Below are 18,419 nucleotides of genomic sequence, written 5' to 3'. Positions count from 1 at the left end.
ATTTACTTAACCCTTTATATTCAAATTACTTCTCGGATGATGCAAGGTAACTACCTCTTTAAGGTGTTGTTTGTCTACATGTACATAGATTTCTGTTGTGGTAATACTCTCATGCCCTAATAATTGTTGGATAATCCGTAAATCAGCACCATTTTGTAAGAGATATGTCGCAAAGGAATGACGTAGCGTATGCGGACCAATTTTCTTTTTTAAATTTATTTTTATAGCTAAATCGTTTAAAATAATATAAATCATTTGTCGTGTTAAACGGTTGCCTCTTCTGTTTAAAAAAAGAGTATCATCATCTTCTTTTTTCGCTTTAATTGTTGAACGAATTTCATTCACATAAAAACCTATCCTTTGTATTGTTGTATGATGAATTGGAACAAAACGATATTTATTACCTTTTCCTAATATTTGTATATACCCTTCGTCAAAAAATAAATCGGAAAGCTGTAAATTTATAACTTCACTTACACGAAGCCCACAGCTATATATGGTTTCAATAAGAGTTTTATTGCGTTCTCCTTGCGGGTGACTTAAATCAATGGCATTGATCAGGCTATCAACTTGCTCTTTGGAAATAGTATCCGGAAGTTTTCGCCCAATATTCGGACTTTCAATTAAATCTGTTGGGTTATCTTGCCTGTAATCTTCAAAAACGATATAGTCAAAGAAGCTTCGCAAACTAGAGATAAGCCTTGCTTGACTTCGTGCACTAATCGTTTTTCCTACATCGTATATACATTGTTTCAGAGTATCGGAGGTAATAGTAATAGGCGAAGGAGTATGATGTAATGAATCGACAAAGGATACTAGTTTTTTAAGATCTCTTTCATAGCAATCAATGGTGTTTTGTGCGAGTCCACGCTCAATTTTTAAATAAGTAATGTAGTCGTATAGAGCTTGTTTCCAATTCATTATGTTTTAAGGTGTTTTTTATATTTGTTGTTTCATGTCATGATGTAAATTTCAAGTTTCACAAACATAAAATTATATATTCAAAAAACGATGCTAAAAGTAGCACTAATTATAAGAGTCGGGTTATAGGCAATGGTAAATACCTAAATTTAAAACTAAAGAAGTACCCAATAAGCAGGAATTAATTGTGATCACAGAGGTATTCCTAAAATCGTTTTTTTATTTGCAATAAATTATACTAGTTATTGTTTGAATTTACGGTAAACGAAAATGAGTATTTTGTTCTATCCTATAGAAAGGGAAAAAAGACGCTTTTGTTATGATAAATGCTACTAGTGTTCAGTAGAAATTATTCATGGTTGATTTTACTCTTAGAAAATACTTGTTTAACATTTAAATATAAAGTAGCGATGTCTACGGAAAGCGAAATCTTAATTTTTTTTGTAATCAGATGTTAAAATAGTTATTAAAATTAGCTAAAGAACTGGTACTTCAGCTCAAGAATTAATTGGGTTTGCCTTGGATTTCTAATAATTTATATCATATTTTAATAGTTTTCTGTAAGGAGGAAGTAATTTTACTTTCTTTTTTAAATATTTTTTTGGGGTGTAATTTGTTTTTGTTCAGTGTTTTAGGTTTTTGAAAAATGATAAGCTCTTTGAGAACGAGGAGAAGATAGATTTTTTGGCATCACATTTGTTTAGAAAGTTTACTAATAATAAAAAAAGTTTAAAACTAAAATTATGAAAAACTTACTACTCGTAGTTATGATGGCTCTAGGGCTAAGTGCTTATGCACAAAAAAATGTTATTAAAGCAAATCCTTTAGCATTATTGGGAGGTACTGACTTGGTTTCTTACGAAAGGGCTATTGGTGAAAATTCATCTATTGTTGCCAGTGGAGCCATTGGAGGGTTTAAATTTGGAGGAACAGAGTATAAATCTAAAGGTTTTGGTGCCCAATATAGATACTATTTTGGAGAAGCGCTAAAAGCATGGTATGGTGCGGCCTCTGCCGAGTATAGGTTTGGATCGGTAGAAACTGATGTAAGCTCTATATTTTCTGATATTTCTGTAGAATCAACAAAAATAGACTTCAATTCCTTTGGAGGGGGTGCAAGATTTGGATATCAATGGGTTTGGAATAGTGGATTCTCACTTGATTTAAATGTGGGTGCTGTGTATTCTTCTTTTAGTTATGATGACAGTGACGACGAGGATAATTCTTTTGATATAAATACCTTAAAAGGAAGCGGAATTTTACCAACGTTTGGGTTTGCTCTAGGGTATGCTTGGTAATGAAAAAAGTACTGACAATAGGTGTTGCTTAACGCGATGTTTATGTTAAAAATTATAATTAATTCTATAAGCATATATATTCTAAATGAATGAGAGAATAGTTGCTAGGCTAGTTACTCAATTTAACGTAAAGGTTAGACGATGCACTAACGTCAAGGACCATGGGTTTTTTCTAAATTCGAACTAGTTATAGATGCTATAATCTACTAATTATACATAAAAAGAGTGGTTTCATATCACTCTTTTTTGGTGCTTAAAAATGAAAAGTGTTGTCGTTCAAACGGAAGTATATATAATAAATAATACTAGGCCTTTTAGCATAATGATTGAAGTGCTTTTTTTGTTGTTGTTTGATAATGAGTTTCTTAGTGAAGGGCTGATTCTTACTATGTATTGGTAAGCCTTGAATTAAAAAACCATTCTTTTTCATTTTTTTTAACATAAAGTATATTCTGTATCAGATATTTAAAATTATATTTGACTACATAAACAATAAAATTAAAATTATGAAAAAATTAGTAGTAGTAGCTATGATTGCTTTCGGATTTGCCGTAAGCGCACAAGAAGGGCAACTTAACGTTGGAGGCTCAATCGGTTTACCGGTAGGTGAATCAAGTGACCATTATGACATTACTGGTTCAATCGAAGCCAACTATTTGTTTGAGTTAAGTGACGATTTTAAAGTTGGACCATCGGTGTCTTATTTACACTTTAATGGTGAAGGTCCAGATTTAGGGTATTTACCTTTAGCCGGCGCAGCCCGTTACAATGTTTCTGATAAATTTATTTTAGGAGCTGACTTAGGGTATGCTATTGGAGTTTTCCAAGAAGGGCAAACGAGTGGTTTTTACTACAGACCTATGGTTGGTTATACGGTAAGCGATAAGATTACTGTACAGGCAACGTATTCTGGAATTAGTTTAGAAGGAGCTTCTGCTTCAAACATTGGTATTGGAGGAACCTATTCATTTTCTTTATAAGCGAAGAAAAGAATTAGAAACAAAAAGGGAGTTATTGTAAAATAACTCCCTTTTTGTTTTTGTTTACGGATGTAGGATGCGTTCTACTTAAATAAATCCTTTCTCGCGGGCGGTAAGAATTAAATCCTTATCATCTTGTCCATTCACAATTCCAAAAATAGCTTTTAACTGACGCTTTCTTTTTTCAATAGCTGCAATTGATAGCAATAAAATACTCGGTAAATCTTTCATTCTTGTTCCTATGGACAATTCGTAAATCAAACGTCTGTCAATATCATCTAGCAAATAATCACTAGTAAACTGATTTCTTACTAGTTTCAATACCGTTTTACTGTAATATGGTGGTTCGGACAGTACTTTTTTAATAGCCATTACCAATTCCTGCGGAGTAATATCATTTTTCACTAAAAACCCCTCGGGGTCGATGTTTTTTAAAATACTATGAACCCGGTAGTTGTCGTTGAACGTGGTAGATACAATAATCTTAGCGTCTGGTAGGTGCTTTTTTATTTGCAGTCCAAGATCTTCGCCCGATAAAATTTTCTTGTCTTTTGAAGGAGGAAGCCTCATATCCAAAAAAATAATATCTATTTTTCGCTGAGTACTCGCGCATTCTTTGAGTATTTCACAGGCATCATCACAATTATGTACGATATGAATGTCAAAAGAATAGCTGTCTTCTTGACTTTCTACTAATTTAAAAGCACTTTTATAAGCTTCTGAGATTAACGGATGATCATCAATGATTAAAGCGGTCAATTGTTTCATTTCCATCTTTTTTGATGTAGGGTGTACGCATGGTTACCGTAGTTCCCTGATTAATTTCTGATTGTATGGTTATGCTTCCTTTTAATTTTTCAACTCTTGAGGTGATATTTTTAATACCAATTCCTTTTTTGCCTTTTTTTACATTAAAACCAACACCATCGTCTTGTATGGTAAGTACTAAGGTATTCTCAACCACCTCAAAACCTAAGCTTACGCAGGTTGCTTTGGCATGTTTAAGAATGTTTTGCAAACTCTCTTGTACAATACGATAGATATTTACTTTGGTTACTTCGTCTACATCTTTCCATGAAATATTTGGTGAAAATGTAACACGGGGGCTAAAGTTACCAATAATACTTTTATCATCTAACAAATGTCGAATAATTGATGTGAAATTTATACTAGCATCGTTAAAATTATCACTTAACCGATGCGATACATCTCTTATTTCCTTTTCAATATCCTGCAATTCATCTAGTAAGCTTTGATGCTTTTGTAAGGTGTCATCGTCGCCTTGTAAGGCTAAAAAACCCAAGCCAAATCGTGTACCAAACAATTTGCCTAAAATACCATCGTGCAACTCTTCTGAAATTCGGTTTCGTTCTTTAATCCGTTCTTCCTCAATCTTTGCTTGTTGCTGTAGGGTTAAAATATATACCTCTTCATTGGCTTTTTGATGCTCGGTTTCAATTTGTAGTTTTTCGTTTTGTACTTTTTGTACATGCATAAAATACAATAAACTTAAAATGAGTAAAACGCTTATGCTGGTAACAATGATCCAGACACGCTGTTCTGCCAAGCGCTCGGTTTCTTCAATATACTCATCGGTTTCTAACTCAATACGGGTAAATTTATTTTGTATTCTTCGTTCGGCACTAATTAAACTATCGTTAAAGGCGATATAACGATCATAATGTTTTTTCGACTGTTGCCGGTCTAAAGCGGCTAATTGCTGTAAGGTGGTTAAATAATCGGCACCATTTTTTAGTTTTTTAGCCAAAGCATTGGCTGTTTGGGCATAGTATAAGGCTTTTGTGGTATCTTTTATATAAGAATAATATTCTGAGAGCCTAATTTTTGAAGCAAGAATATCAGTTTTATTATGTATACTATCACGAATTTGAAGCGATTCTAGAAACTGTTTCTCAACATCAGTAGTATCATTCATTAATAACTTACAATAGGCACGATTGCTAATAATACGGGCATATTCAGATTTAGATAAACCTTTTTTAAGTTCAGAATTGTAATATTCTAAAGCTTTTCGGTATTCTCTTTTTTCTACATAGGCATTGCCAATATTATTATAGATCGCGAGATCCATTCTTTTCTGTATAAGTTTGGGCATTTTAGAAAAATAAGTCAAGGCCTTTTGGTGATAGGTAATGGCCTTATCGTATTCTTTGATATCGTATTGTAAAAGCCCTAAGTGATTGTACAGTTTGTATAGCCATTTATGATCGTTTAGATCTTTGAATATTTTAATGGCTTTGATATCCAGTTTTTCACTTCCCGTATAATCGCGATACTCTCCCTTAATTAATGCCATACCGTATAACATGATACCAGAACTCTTGCGTTCGTTTATTTTTTCAAAATACCGGTAGGCTTTGGTAAAATCTTGGTATGCCAGGAGATGCTCAGATTTTTTTCGATTATACAAAGCATAATTCCAATGTAAGTAGCCAGATAGAAAATCATTTTGAAGTGGTTGTACCAAATTACTGGCACTGTAATTTACCTTTTTAAACTCAATAGTATCATTCAATATATAATAACGATAGGCAATATCAATCAGGTGTTTCGCTTTTAATGAATCGTTGGGTAAGGTGAGTGCAGTAGTATAGGCCTTGGCTAAGCATAGTTTTCTTTGTGCTATCAGATTCCCTTTTTGCTTTGCGGTTTGCAACCAAATGCTAATGCTATCCTTGGGATGCCCATTTACAGGAAGTCTTTCTGTTTTTAACTTACAGCCATAGCCTAGCAATACAAAAACAGTAAGAAAAAAGAACACAGATGTTAGCGAGAATGTTTTTAACATAGACCACAAAGCTAAAAAAAAAGCCTTTGGTTTTACACCAAAGGCTAAAATTTAACAAGAATAGTACTTATTCTCTATCAGGTTCACCGGTACTACCAATACCACCCGTATCAAATACGTTGGCGTTGGTTTTTGAGGTATCGATGATTGTTTCTTTTTTAATGTCATCATATAGTGTTAGATCTTCACTTAAATCAGTACAAGATATGTTTAACACGATAAATACAATTAGACCGAAAATAATTTTTAAATTTTTCATAATTTCAATTTTAATAGTTGATAATAATCTCCCAGGCCGCGTAAGCAGCTATGGTTGTATCGAATGTTATTCGATGGTTAATACCCACCAATTTTTTAAATTAGCGATATAGTCATACACCCCAAGAAATTGGGTGTTAGTAGAATTTGAATGGCAGGAATGCCAATAGTGAAGACTTATTACTTTTTAAGGCCTATTGAGTACAATAGCCTTCAGTAAATTCTACGAGTCATAAATTAGGAAGCGTTTGCAATTTTGAGGAACGCTAGCTGACTTTAACCCTAAATTAACGGGTTATCATCTTACGGTGTACGTAATTTTAGGAAGCGTCCTATTTGGATGAGTAAACGTCCTTTTTCATTTAGTATGTGCAATTTCAAATTTTTCATATTTTCTTCAATTTTCATATACTTAAATATAACAAAAAATTACGATATATCCAAAGATTTTAACATTTATTCGATAATACTAATAGCTATTTTTTATTTTTTACTAGTTTACTGAATATTCTGCAATAAAAAAGGCATCTTGTATAAGATGCCTTCTGTTGTATATAGTGTATGTATATGAATTGTTCTACCTCTGCATATCATACGCTTTATTATTCGCATCTTTGTCCATTATTACGTTACCATCAGACTCAATTAGCACTAAAAAGTCACATTTTACGCTAAACTTACTTCCTGCTTTTCTGTGTAAATACATCTGGTTTATTATTTAATGATTATTACTTGTTTCATTTGATGGGGCAAAGATGAAATGTTTTTTTTTAATGAACAAATACTTTAACAGTTAATTTGTTGGTAGTGAGGTGTTTAACTGTTGTTTTTAGGCTGTAGACGTCCTGTCCAGAGATGCTCTAGATGTTTGTTGAGTTACAATTTATTGTGAACCAATGTTTTAGTGATAAAACTCAATTATTTGCTATGTTTTTATATATTCATCATTAATTAAAAAAAAATAAAAAAAAAAGCGCCCAAGATACCTTGGGCGCTCTGTGTTATTTGAAAATTATTGTTACTTCATATTTATATGGGTATTCAATATATACATAACTACGCCCTTTTATAGATAAAGAATACGATCTTCTCCATAAAATAACCACAAACTTGCTTGTGGCTTCACTGTTATATGTATAGTTATATTCATCATAAGGTGCAAATATAATGGTTTTAGGGTAGTTGGCAAATTGATCGAAAAAAGTAAGGTTGAGCCTTACTAAAAGTAAGGTTCAACCTTACCGCTTTTAAATATAGGCCGTATATCTTTGTCACGAACAAAATTTATATAGACAGTGATAAAAATAATACTAGGAGTCGTCGGGGAAAATTTATATGAAAAAGGTTTATAAAGAGTCTGTAAGTTCTCATTGTCTATTAATTTGGAACAGCAAACGTTCTTATCTGTTCAAGTATTAGAGAGGATTCTTTATAAGTTCATATTTATAACATAATATGAAAGGATTAAAAAAACGTCATCACATGACGTTTTTTTTATGTTTATAGCTTAACGATACCTCGTTTTTAATGCCTGTCATACCGTTTTTGATGTTAATTTCGATCATCATTATGCATAATGAGCTCGAGTGCTTATCTGTTAAATAGTTCTTGGGGTTTATTAACATAAATTTAGGGGAATCGCTAAAAATATTCTTGTAATTTTGAAAGATGTCAACGATCCAAAAATATAGTATGAAGTTTTTCTCCTTATTGGTATCAGTAGTATTTGTTGCTTGTACACCTGAATATACAGCACAACAAATAGTGGATCTTTCATTAAAAAATGCAGGATTACACAAAATAGAAAACGCTACAGTATCCTTTGACTTTAGAAATACCTTTTATCAAGCTACAAGACAACAAGGGCTTTTTGAATTTGTGAAAATTAAGAAAACAGACACTTTGGTAACCAAAGATGTGCTTTCAAACAAGGGCTTTCAACATTTTGTAAATGATAGCTTAGTGGTGTTATCAGATCGAGATAGGGGCAGGTTTCGAAACGCACTCAATTCAGTGCATTATTTTTCGGTGCTACCATACGGATTAAATGATGCGGCGGTTCATAAAAAATTACTGGACGTTGTTGAAATCAAAGGAAAAGAGTATTACAAAATACAAATATCCTTTAGCGAAGAAGGTGGGGGTGATGATTATGATGACCTATTTATATATTGGTTTGCTAAAGACAATTTTAGGCTTGAATATTTGGCTTATCAATACCACACGGAAGGTGGAGGTATGCGATTTAGAGATGTAAAAAAAGAACATGTTATTGAGGGTACCCGTTTGGTAGATTATAATAATTACAAACCCGCTAGTAAAGACATTGATTTTTATAAAATAGGGGAGTTGTATGAAGCTGGTAAATTGGTGAAAATATCAGAAATCATATTAGAAAACATCAGTATTAAGGAGATTGATTAACTAGAATATAATACTTTTGATCTTTGGTCTCTTTATAAAAAGTACTCTATGTTTTTTACCTTTGGAATTTTTACCGCTATCTTCTTGATACTATTGTTGATAGTAAAAAAGAACAAGTCAACGTCAGATACCATACTGATGTATTGGCTTAGTTTAATAGGAGTTCACCTCGGTATTTTTTATATAATCCATACACAGCTCATATTGCAAGTGCCTCATTTACTGGGGGTAGATTACATTTTTCCAGTGTTGCAAAGTGTTTTTCTGTTTTTGTATGCGAAAAGTTTAACAGGAGGCGCGTTGTCAACCAAAGAGGTGCTTATACACCTGATTCCCTCGCTGGTCTTGTTACTTTTAATCACACCTTTTTATGCATTGAGTGCCGAGAAAAAAATAGATATCATGTTTTATGGCAATGTGCTTGGCTATGAATGGTATGTGTATATACAACATTTTGCAATGATCGTATCAGGATATTTTTACTGTGTTAAAACCTTATTGTTAATTAGACAACATATAAAAAATGTGAAAAATTGTTTTTCAAATACTGAAAAGAAAAATTTAGTTTGGCTTAGAAACTTAACCTTTGGGCTTTTGTTTATTTGGAGTGTTGTTTTTTTTGTTGATAATCCTGTTATTATATTTACATCTTTAGTTGTGTTTGTGTTGTTCATTGGTTTTTTTGGAATTAACCAAACAGCAATTTTTTCTTCGGATATGGTGTTAATAGAAAATAACCAAAGGATTACTAATTCTGATACTAAGGGAGCTTCAGTAACTAAAAAACAGTATGAAAAATCTGGGTTAACCACCCACAAATCTGAAGAAATCTACAAGCGCTTACAAACCGCTATGAACGATAAAAAGTTGTATTTGAATACTGAGTTAACCTTAACCGATTTGGCAAAGGAATTAGAGGTAAAAACCAATTATTTATCGCAGGTAATCAACGAACGAGAGGAAAAGAATTTTTATAATTATATCAATTCTTTACGAGTTAAAGAATTTTTAAAACGCTACCAGCTACCCGCCAACAAAAAATTAACGATTCTAGGAATTGCTTTTAGCTGTGGATTTAAGTCAAAATCTACTTTCAACAAACATTTTAAATTGGTAACAGGAACAACTCCTAAAGAGTATATGAATATGTAAATATAGTAGATTAACTGTTTTGAAAGGTTCTAGCGCATACGCTAGAACCTTTTTTTTATGCAAGCGTATAGGTTAGGTCGATTAGTATCGTGATTATCGTCACTTTTGAGGCTAATTTAAAATTTAAAAAATCATTAAATGAAGAATTTATTTGCCATATACTGCTTGTTAATTCCCTTAGTTATTTGCGGACAAAGTGTAACGTTAAGAGGTGTTGTAAAGGAGAAAGCTAACGGAGAAAATATTTTAGGAGCAAGTATTTATTTAGAAGGAACGAGTAATGGAACGATGACTAATGAATATGGTTTTTATTCCATCACCATTCCCAAAGGAAAATCGAAACTCGTAGTGAGTTTTGTTGGATATAAAACCATTTATACATCATTAGATATAAGTAATAACTCCACGCTGAACTTCGAATTGGAAGACGAATCAACAGAGCTCACAGAAATTGTGATTAATAGTGGTAGTAATAAAAGAACCAATATAAGAACCCCTCAAATGGGCGTTACAAGGCTACAGGTAAGAGATGTTAAAAATACACCAGTAGTAATGGGAGAGCCTGATATTGTAAAAACTATTCAGGCATTACCCGGGGTAACAAACAGCGGAGAGGGGTCAAGCGGATTTAATATAAGAGGTGGCGCGGTTGATCAGAATTTAGTGTTGCTCGATGAGGCAATTATATATAATACCTCGCACTTATTAGGTTTTTTTTCTGTTTTTAATGCAGATGCCATCAAAGACGTTACGTTATATAAAGGAGCAATGCCAGCTCAGTTTGGTGGTAGAGTTTCGTCGGTATTGGATGTACGACAGAAAGATGGAAACAGTAAACAGTTTGCCATACGCGGAGGTATCGGTGCAGTGGCGAGTAAATTGACTTTAGAAACCCCTATCTTTAACAACAAAGGCGCCTTATTACTTGCAGGAAGAGCTTCCTATGCGCATTTATTTTTAAATGGAGACAATAGCGCATCGTTTTACGACATTAATTTTAAAACGAATTACCAATTAGATAAGGACAATAGACTGTATTTTTCTAGTTACTTAGGGAGGGATTTTTTTAGTTCCAATAACGTGGCAACGGACTATGGGAATTTTACAGCGAACTTGCGATGGAATCATATTTTTAATGATAAACTATTTTCTAATGCTTCTCTAATTTATAGTGAATATGATTACAACGTTTTGTTAGGTTTTTTCGATTTAGATTGGATAGCCAACATAAAAAACCTTCATGTAAAATATGATTTTAATTATTATCTGTCAGAGAAACTTAAATTGTCATTCGGATTTAGTACTATTCTCTATAATTTTAATCCGGGTGAGATTTCTCCCTCTAATGAAAACTCCGCTGTTAACGTACATATTTTAGATGCTAAAAGAGCTTTGGAAAGTGCACTTTATATTAACGCTAACCATGTGGTCTCAGAAAAAATCAGGGTGTCGTATGGTTTTAGACTATCCTCTTTCAATAGATGGCTTACCCAAGAGGTACATCGTTATAAAGATAATTTGCCAGTAGTGTATAATTCTGATTTAGATCGTTATGAAAAAGGGGAGGTTATCGGTAGCACTTCAACCATGAAATCGTACGTAAATTTAGAACCGAGATTAGCCTTTTCATACCAGTTGGATGAAAACACATCCCTTAAGGCAAGTTATGCCAAAACAGCTCAATACATTCATTTAGTATCAAATACCACCACTGTAAATCCGGTAGATGTTTGGACACCAAGTGGCAACTTTATCAAACCACAAATAGCCAATCAATATAGTTTAGGGTATTTCAATAACTTTTCTAACCATACCTATTCGTTGGAGGTAGAAAGTTATTTTAAAACAATTAATAATAGAATAGATTATATAGACGGTTCGTATTTAATTGGGAATAATACAATTGAAACGGAAATTTTGGAAGGTAAAATGAGAACCTATGGTATTGAGTTTTTACTCAGAAAGAATACGGGGAAGTTAAAAGGTTGGATTTCGTACACCTTGTCAAAAGCAGCGCAACAAACTACAGGTGGTTTAGCAGGGGGGAAGGGAATTAATAACGGAAATTGGTATAATGTGAATTTTGACAGGCCTCATGATATATCGGTAACAGGAACGTATAAGGTCAATGACAAATGGACTTTCGGAGGAAATTTAGCGTATCAAACAGGGAGGCCAGTTACATATCCGAATGGGCAATACTCGTATCAAGGATTATCAATTGCTTCCTATGGTGATCGAAATAATGGTAGATTACCAGATTATCATCGTTTCGATATTTCAGCAACGTATACACCCAATAGAGAATTAGAGAAACGATGGAAAGGTGAATGGAATTTTAGTATTTACAATGTATATAATAGATACAATGCTCAGGATGTTTCTTTTGCACAAAACAGAAATACCGGAAGAAATGAAGCTATTAAAACATCAATTTTTGGAATTGTACCGTCTGTATCTTATAATTTTAAATTTTAATCAATGAAAACAATATATCAAATAATTAGTTCAATCACTATCGTAAGTGTTCTTGTGTCATGTACTGAAGTTATAGACGTTGATGTTCCAGTAGGTAAAGAAAGATTGGTGATTGAGGCGTCCATAGAATGGAATAAAAACACAGTAGGCAATATGCAAGAGATTATGTTGAGTTTGTCTTCTCCTTATTATGAGAATAATGAAAATAAAATAGTATCAGACGCAACTGTGACTGTTGTAAACACATTTAAAAATATCGAATTTGATTTTTATCATACAGAAAACGGAATGTATAAAACTACCGTTTTTGAACCAGTATTAAATGATACTTATATGCTGAGGGTACAATATAACGATGAAATCTATGAAGCCACCGAGAAATTATTGGGTGTTTCATCCATTCAAGATGTATCACAATCTACGGAAGAAGGGGATGACTCAAACGCCATAGAAGTTAAATTTTATCATGAAGATCCTCCATTGGAAGAAAATTACTATTTGGTAAGGTTTACTACACAACGTGATGTATTTCCTTTTTTTGAAGTTCAAAAAGATGAGCTTACCAATGGAAATTTAATGAAGGAAGTTTGGGAAAAACAAGATGATGAAGATACCAGTGAAAATGAAGAATTATCACAAGGAGATTTGGTTTCTATGCACCTTTACGGAATTTCAAAAAGATATTATGTATATATGAATGTACTTCTTAATCAGTACTATTCTGGTCAAAATGGAAATCCTTTTAAGGCAATTCCTGTTGGATTAAAAGGAAATTGTATTAATATAACGAACAAAGAGAACTACTGTTATGGCTATTTTAGTTTATCAGAAATATCTAGTGAAACATATATCATAAAATAGCACTATTTCCGATGTTCGTTTACCGATATCATTAATGTTGAATTCACCAAGAATCGGTAGTGCAGGGTATTTTTTGCTTAAAAAAAGCCGAAACTATGTATTTCGGCTTTTGGAACTTATACCAGTTATCATTTGAGTTTTGTAAAAGAAAATGAGTGTTTTTTTCTTTATATAAGATAGAAAAGGAAAAAGGACGTTTTATTACGGTAAACTCAAATGATAAATGGTATTATTCATATAGTAAGTATTTCGATCTAGTTTTTTTAAATTGGCGCAAATCATTTTGCCAGGTTTTTCTTATTTCTTTTTCAGTAAAGCCATGTTCAATTTGTTGTTGTAATTTTTCAGTACCTGCTAGTTTTGTGAAAAAATCGATAAAGAATTTTTGTTTTTTATTTGTTGCTTTATTGGCTTTGTAAAAGTTGAGCAACCATTTTAATTCTATGCTATCTAATTTTGACTCTTTTCTTAAATCATAACCATAACATATTTTATCTTTATGTTTTGGGTATTTAGCGCCTTCATTTGGCTGCGGTGTAAATGTATATCCATGTTGTTTTAATGGGTAATACGGACTTCCTACTACTTGAAATTGTGTAGAAGTACCTCGACCAACGGAAACAGTAGTTCCTTCAAAAAAACACAAACTAGGATATAAATTAATAGACTTGTCGTTTGGTAAATTAGGTGAAGGTTTTATGGGCAAACTATAAGAAGTTGTATGCGTATATTTTTTTAGGGGAATGACTGTTAATTGGCATTGGATTCCATTTTTCAACCATTTTTCACCATTAATCATTTTTCCGTATTCACCTATGGTCATTCCATAGACTACAGGAACAGGATGCATGCCCACAAAACTTTTATGTTTCATTTCTAACACAGGGCCATCTATATAATGCGCATTAGGGTTCGGACGATCTAATATAAGTACAGGAATATTAGCCTCTGCACAAGCCTCCATTACATAATGCAAGGTAGAAATATAAGTGTAAAAACGAGCGCCAACATCTTGAATATCGAATACTACAATATCTACACCTTTTAACTGTTGAGGATGCGGTTTTTTATTTTTACCATATAATGAAATGATGGGTACATTGGTTTGTGTATCGATGCCGTCAACCACAGTTTCTCCCGCATCGGCTTTTCCTCTAAAGCCATGTTCAGGAGCGAACACTTTTTTTACGTAAACATCTTTGATATGGTGAAGATAATCTACTAAATGCTGCGAAGACCATTCGGACTTTATAGCCGTTTTATGGGATACTGTATTGATGATGGATGTTTGATTTGCCACTATGGCTATATTCTTATATTGAAGTTTCTTTAGATACAAATTAACTTGATCTGCACCTGTTTTTAAAACGTTTATATCTTTTACTGTAGTTTTCTTTTTATCATATTGAGTACATGAAATAATTTGAACATGTATTAAAAAAATTAAACAGAAAATAGCACCAAAATTAACCTTCATAATATAAAGTTTTATGTGGTTAAATTTAATGCTAAAATTTTGCATAGCAAATTATTTATTCTTCCTCATTCATTCCCGTATTTGTTTTGCAATTTTACACATGATTTTAGGAGAGTGCATTATTTTTAACACGTATTTTATACCAGTTATTGCTTGAATTAGCTGTAAAAGAGAATGAATATTTTTTTCTTTATATGAGATAGAAAAATCAATAATAGCAGTGACTATGATTTTTTTTATATTGAAATAGAAAGGGAAAAAGGACGTTTTATTACGGTAAATTCAAATGGTAAATGGTATTAATACGTACTACCACGTATATTTGTACGTATTGTTTTAATGTGGTTTTAGAGAGTTGAATTTTTCTATAAAACTATTCTTATTGCTTGTAGCTGTTTTTTTGAAAATAGTTGAAGCATGCTTAGAAACGGTTTTTTCTGTTATAAAGACTAAATCAGCGATTTCTCTGTATTTATGTTTCTTCAAAATTAGGTTAGCTATTTCAATTTCTTTGCTTGTTAAGTTTAAATTTTTAAAATTTACCTAATCATGAGTTAATTGATTTTTTTAATCAAAAAAGTAACAGAAAAATTAAACCAATTAATATCTACTACTTTAATCTTACATGTACTTTTTATATTATGCTATGACATGTTTATTAATAGCGTTATTTAAGTACTTTACTTCTAGACTTATGTATTTTTTGTGTCCAAAAGTGCAGAAATATAGTAAAGCTCCAAGATAAAATAAAGCTAAATATTCAGAAAGTTTATAAAGAAAATTCAAATTTAAATCTGAATACGTCATTAAAAAAAGGTTAACTAGAATGAATGGCATTATCAAGAGTATTAGATAATTATTTAAACAAGAGCCAATAGTGATTTCGACATTAATACCTTTTGGGATTATTATTTTTTGTGATTTGAAATAGAGGTATTTAACTTGGAAATAGTTAACATCTTTTTTTAAATCAATATCTATAGTTTCTCCTGAGGAAATTTTATCAACAGAATTATTTACTAAATAGTTGTATGTAGCAAAAAAATCAGTAAAATCTTTTTTTCTTTTTAAACTAATCATATTAAAGTTATTTTAATTTATACATCCGCCATTATTATCAACCTGCATAGCTCTCACCAGCACGGAACCAGCACCACCTGCTAATATTCCCCCTGGCCCTGATAATAAAGCTCCAAAAAAACCAATCACAGCATCTGCTACAATAACTTGTGATTGTGGATCACAACCTTTTCTCCTTTTTTTTGGAATAATAATATATTTTTCAGGAGCTTTTTTCGTCCATAATTCCTTAGAAGAATTATAAAAAGACATAAATATTGCTTTTTGTCCTATGAACTTATCATTTGTGTCGTTTTGTTTTGCAGAGTAATTATCTGGTACTTCATCATTATAATACAGATAATCAATAAATGAAATCATATCTTGTTCTGCTCCATTTTCTATTGCTAATGCCTTTAAGTTTTCATAAAATTGATCATTGTATTCAAATTCATTAATTTTTTGATTTAAATCAAAAATAGCATCTATTTTTGAATAATCTATGTTAGAGAAATCTTCTGGATGTAATTTTTCCATTTCTATTCCCATCGTTTTGACTAAAGCTCCTAATGTCTTAAATTGATCGTTTTTACTCTGAAAAGAATTATTGTTTAATATTGTTAGCACTGCCTCATTATGGTATATACCATAATTTTCAATACTTATTTCCGATAATGTGTTTAAATCCGATTTTTCTTCATTAGTACAATTTAAAGCAAATATACCAATTGTAAAAAGTATAATGATTTTTAATTTTTTCATGATTTTTGTCTTTAGTGGAAAAGTCTTGTACTTTTTCTTTTCCTGATTAATAAACTTAATTTCTTTCAGTTTAAATTTCAGCTTTTGAGATACAAATCATTCTCTCAGTATCTTTTGTAATAAAGAAATTAAACACTTTTTTATTTCATAAAGGTTCGTTACTATAGTCACCGCTAACATCAAAAAAATCTTGAAAGCATGTTCTTTTAAACCAAAATAATGAAAGTATTATAGTTAATAGTTCTTTCATTATTTTGCCATACCGGCACCCCGAAGATAATGTATTTAAATTATATAAATAGTTCTTTTTCAAGTATTTATATTGAATTATGTATATATGTTAGACGTTTTAGTTAGCAGTTTGTTTAGGATTATACTGCCAATTCTAGAAAATATTTATTTTTTTAATTATTAGTAAAAACACACCTGTGAATCACTAGAAATAACAAGTTTTTTAACCTTTTTTCTTTGTTAAGCTTTCTGTTTTTAGAAACAATTTCGATAATCTCTCTTTTCATTTCGCCAAAAGTTGTTATATAGTCGATAGTTTAGGCTTCCTCATTCACTTAATATTTTAATTTATTATTTAGAGTATTAAGAAAAGAAAGGTTTGAAATTAAACAAAAATAGTTTAAAAAGAAACAAAGAGGTAAAACAATAATAAATATGTACTTTTGGAGTACTTTAAAATCATAAACGTTTGAATTTCGAGTTATTTATTGCCAAACGAATCATTGCGGGCAAAGAGTATAAAAATAGTATATCATCTCCAATAATAAAAATTGCGACGATAGCAATAACCTTAGGAATAGCAGTTATGCTTATTTCTGTATCCATAGGAACTGGGTTTCAGCAAAAAATTAGAGATAAAATGTCTGGTTTTAAAGGGCATGTTCAAATCGTGAATTACGATAATAATCACTCGGATGTTTCAACAGTTCCTGTGAAAAAAAACCAAAAGTTTTACCCAGAATTTAAAGAGGTTTCAGGAATAAAAAATGTACAAGTTTTTGCGAATAAGTTTGGTGTTATAAGAACGGATACAGATTTTGAAGGCATTATTTTTAAAGGCGTTTCAGACGACTATGATTTTACTTTTTTCAAAGAGTATTTAGTCGAGGGAAGGTTACCAAATTTTTCACTAGAAAGAAATAAAGAAATTTTAATATCCCAATCAATAGCCGATCGATTGCGTTTAAAGCTGCACGATACTATTCAGGTTATATTTAGTGTAGAAAAGAGTAAATTTCCATTTAAACCCCGTAAACCAGTTATTGTTGGTGTTTATGATACTGGCTTTGAGCAGTTTGATAAAACAATGCTGATAGGTGATATAAGAGAAGTACAACTGCTTAATAAATGGAAACCGGATGAGGTAGGTGGTTTTGAAGTGTTAATTGATGATTTTGATGTTTTAAAGGAAAAAGGAGCCGAAATCTATAAGTCAATAGGAATTACCTTAAACAGTGAAACTATCGTTGATAATTATCCATTAATTTTTAATTGGCTTGATATTCTTGATAATAATGTTTGGGTAATTATTGGTTTTATGATTTTAGTGGCTGGAATAAATATGATCACGGCGTTGTTGGTTTTAATCTTAGAAAAAGTGCAAACAGTAGGTATATTAAAGGCTTTAGGGAGCCCTAACTGGAGTATTAGAAAGATTTTTTTGTACAATGCTTCCTACCTTATTTTAAAAGGAATGTTGTATGGAAATATGATAGGCTTAGGATTCATTATGGTTCAGAAATATTTTAAAGTCATTACCTTAAACCCTGAAAATTACTATGTTTCTACAGTACCAGTAGCTATAGATTTTGTTGCTATACTTTTACTGAACGTCGGAACCTTGATTTTATGCTTTTTAATGTTGATTATACCTTCTTTTATAATTACCAAAATACAGCCTTCAAAATCTATTAAGTTTGCCTAATTTA

At 31.5% G+C, this 18,419-nt stretch carries 15 protein-coding genes and 1 pseudogene; 7 read left to right on the top strand and 9 right to left on the bottom strand.

What is annotated here, in order from left to right; all coding sequences use genetic code 11:
* Nucleotides 1-6 precede the first annotated feature (6 nt).
* The gene (locus AC2TDS_RS02040; RefSeq protein ID WP_484737469.1) at nt 7-921 is read right to left on the bottom strand and encodes a site-specific tyrosine recombinase; all 915 of its coding nucleotides are present in this window, start codon (nt 919-921) and stop codon (nt 7-9) included.
* Nucleotides 922-1,664: 743 nt separating this feature from the next.
* Here AC2TDS_RS02040 and AC2TDS_RS02035 point away from each other — a divergent pair.
* Together AC2TDS_RS02035 and AC2TDS_RS02030 are read left to right on the top strand one after the other, a co-directional pair.
* A complete protein-coding gene (locus AC2TDS_RS02035; RefSeq protein WP_484737468.1) occupies nt 1,665-2,219 on the top strand; it encodes a DUF3575 domain-containing protein in 555 nt (184 codons plus the stop codon).
* Nucleotides 2,220-2,725: 506 nt separating this feature from the next.
* Nucleotides 2,726-3,199, top strand: a complete 474-nt coding sequence (locus AC2TDS_RS02030; protein ID WP_484737467.1) for a putative outer membrane beta-barrel protein — start codon at nt 2,726-2,728, stop codon at nt 3,197-3,199.
* Between the two features lie 87 nt (nt 3,200-3,286).
* Here AC2TDS_RS02030 and AC2TDS_RS02025 read toward each other — a convergent pair whose 3' ends face one another.
* The 4 genes from AC2TDS_RS02025 to AC2TDS_RS02010 all read right to left on the bottom strand — a co-directional run bounded on the left by AC2TDS_RS02025 (nt 3,287) and on the right by AC2TDS_RS02010 (nt 6,972).
* A complete protein-coding gene (locus AC2TDS_RS02025) occupies nt 3,287-3,967 on the bottom strand; it encodes a response regulator (RefSeq protein ID WP_484737466.1) in 681 nt (226 codons plus the stop codon).
* Nucleotides 3,939-6,008, bottom strand: a complete 2,070-nt coding sequence (locus AC2TDS_RS02020; RefSeq protein ID WP_484737465.1) for a tetratricopeptide repeat-containing sensor histidine kinase — start codon at nt 6,006-6,008, stop codon at nt 3,939-3,941. Before AC2TDS_RS02020 ends, AC2TDS_RS02025 begins: the two co-directional genes overlap by 29 nt.
* 67 nt (nt 6,009-6,075) lie before the next feature.
* Nucleotides 6,076-6,267, bottom strand: coding sequence for a hypothetical protein (locus AC2TDS_RS02015; RefSeq protein WP_484737464.1), 192 nt, complete (start codon nt 6,265-6,267; stop codon nt 6,076-6,078).
* 576 nt (nt 6,268-6,843) lie between these two features.
* Complete coding sequence (locus tag AC2TDS_RS02010) at nt 6,844-6,972, bottom strand: hypothetical protein (RefSeq protein ID WP_484737463.1); 129 nt, start codon at nt 6,970-6,972, stop codon at nt 6,844-6,846.
* Between the two features lie 986 nt (nt 6,973-7,958).
* Between AC2TDS_RS02010 and AC2TDS_RS02005 the strand changes: the two genes are divergently transcribed.
* From AC2TDS_RS02005 to AC2TDS_RS01990, 4 genes are all read left to right on the top strand, one after another.
* Complete coding sequence (locus tag AC2TDS_RS02005) at nt 7,959-8,690, top strand: DUF6503 family protein (RefSeq protein ID WP_484737462.1); 732 nt, start codon at nt 7,959-7,961, stop codon at nt 8,688-8,690.
* Nucleotides 8,691-8,738: 48 nt separating this feature from the next.
* The gene (locus AC2TDS_RS02000; RefSeq protein WP_484737461.1) at nt 8,739-9,842 is read left to right on the top strand and encodes a helix-turn-helix domain-containing protein; all 1,104 of its coding nucleotides are present in this window, start codon (nt 8,739-8,741) and stop codon (nt 9,840-9,842) included.
* 138 nt (nt 9,843-9,980) lie between these two features.
* The gene (locus tag AC2TDS_RS01995) at nt 9,981-12,320 is read left to right on the top strand and encodes a TonB-dependent receptor (protein ID WP_484737460.1); all 2,340 of its coding nucleotides are present in this window, start codon (nt 9,981-9,983) and stop codon (nt 12,318-12,320) included.
* 3 nt (nt 12,321-12,323) lie between these two features.
* Entirely contained in the window at nt 12,324-13,181 is an 858-nt protein-coding gene (locus AC2TDS_RS01990; protein ID WP_484737459.1) for a DUF4249 domain-containing protein, read from the top strand.
* Nucleotides 13,182-13,410: 229 nt separating this feature from the next.
* On the opposite strand, the gene AC2TDS_RS01985 is transcribed toward AC2TDS_RS01990, so the two are convergent.
* The 4 genes and pseudogenes from AC2TDS_RS01985 to AC2TDS_RS01970 form a co-directional block, all read right to left on the bottom strand.
* Entirely contained in the window at nt 13,411-14,658 is a 1,248-nt protein-coding gene (locus AC2TDS_RS01985; RefSeq protein WP_484737458.1) for an exo-beta-N-acetylmuramidase NamZ family protein, read from the bottom strand.
* A 336-nt stretch (nt 14,659-14,994) separates the two neighbouring features.
* Nucleotides 14,995-15,171: pseudogene (locus AC2TDS_RS01980) on the bottom strand (helix-turn-helix transcriptional regulator); the annotation flags it as partial.
* Between the two features lie 126 nt (nt 15,172-15,297).
* The gene (locus AC2TDS_RS01975; protein WP_484737457.1) at nt 15,298-15,738 is read right to left on the bottom strand and encodes a hypothetical protein; all 441 of its coding nucleotides are present in this window, start codon (nt 15,736-15,738) and stop codon (nt 15,298-15,300) included.
* A 12-nt stretch (nt 15,739-15,750) separates the two neighbouring features.
* The gene (locus tag AC2TDS_RS01970; protein WP_484737456.1) at nt 15,751-16,479 is read right to left on the bottom strand and encodes a hypothetical protein; all 729 of its coding nucleotides are present in this window, start codon (nt 16,477-16,479) and stop codon (nt 15,751-15,753) included.
* A gap of 700 nt (nt 16,480-17,179) precedes the next feature.
* Between AC2TDS_RS01970 and AC2TDS_RS01965 the strand changes: the two genes are divergently transcribed.
* Nucleotides 17,180-18,415 carry an ABC transporter permease gene (locus tag AC2TDS_RS01965; protein ID WP_484737455.1) on the top strand — a complete coding sequence of 412 codons (1,236 nt, stop codon included), beginning with the start codon at nt 17,180-17,182 and terminating at the stop codon, nt 18,413-18,415.
* Nucleotides 18,416-18,419 lie beyond the last annotated feature (4 nt).

The sequence above is a fragment of the Tenacibaculum profundicola genome (assembly GCF_057220795.1).
The sequence above is the reverse complement of the archived record's forward strand: the minus strand, read 5'-3'. Positions and strand labels throughout refer to the sequence as shown.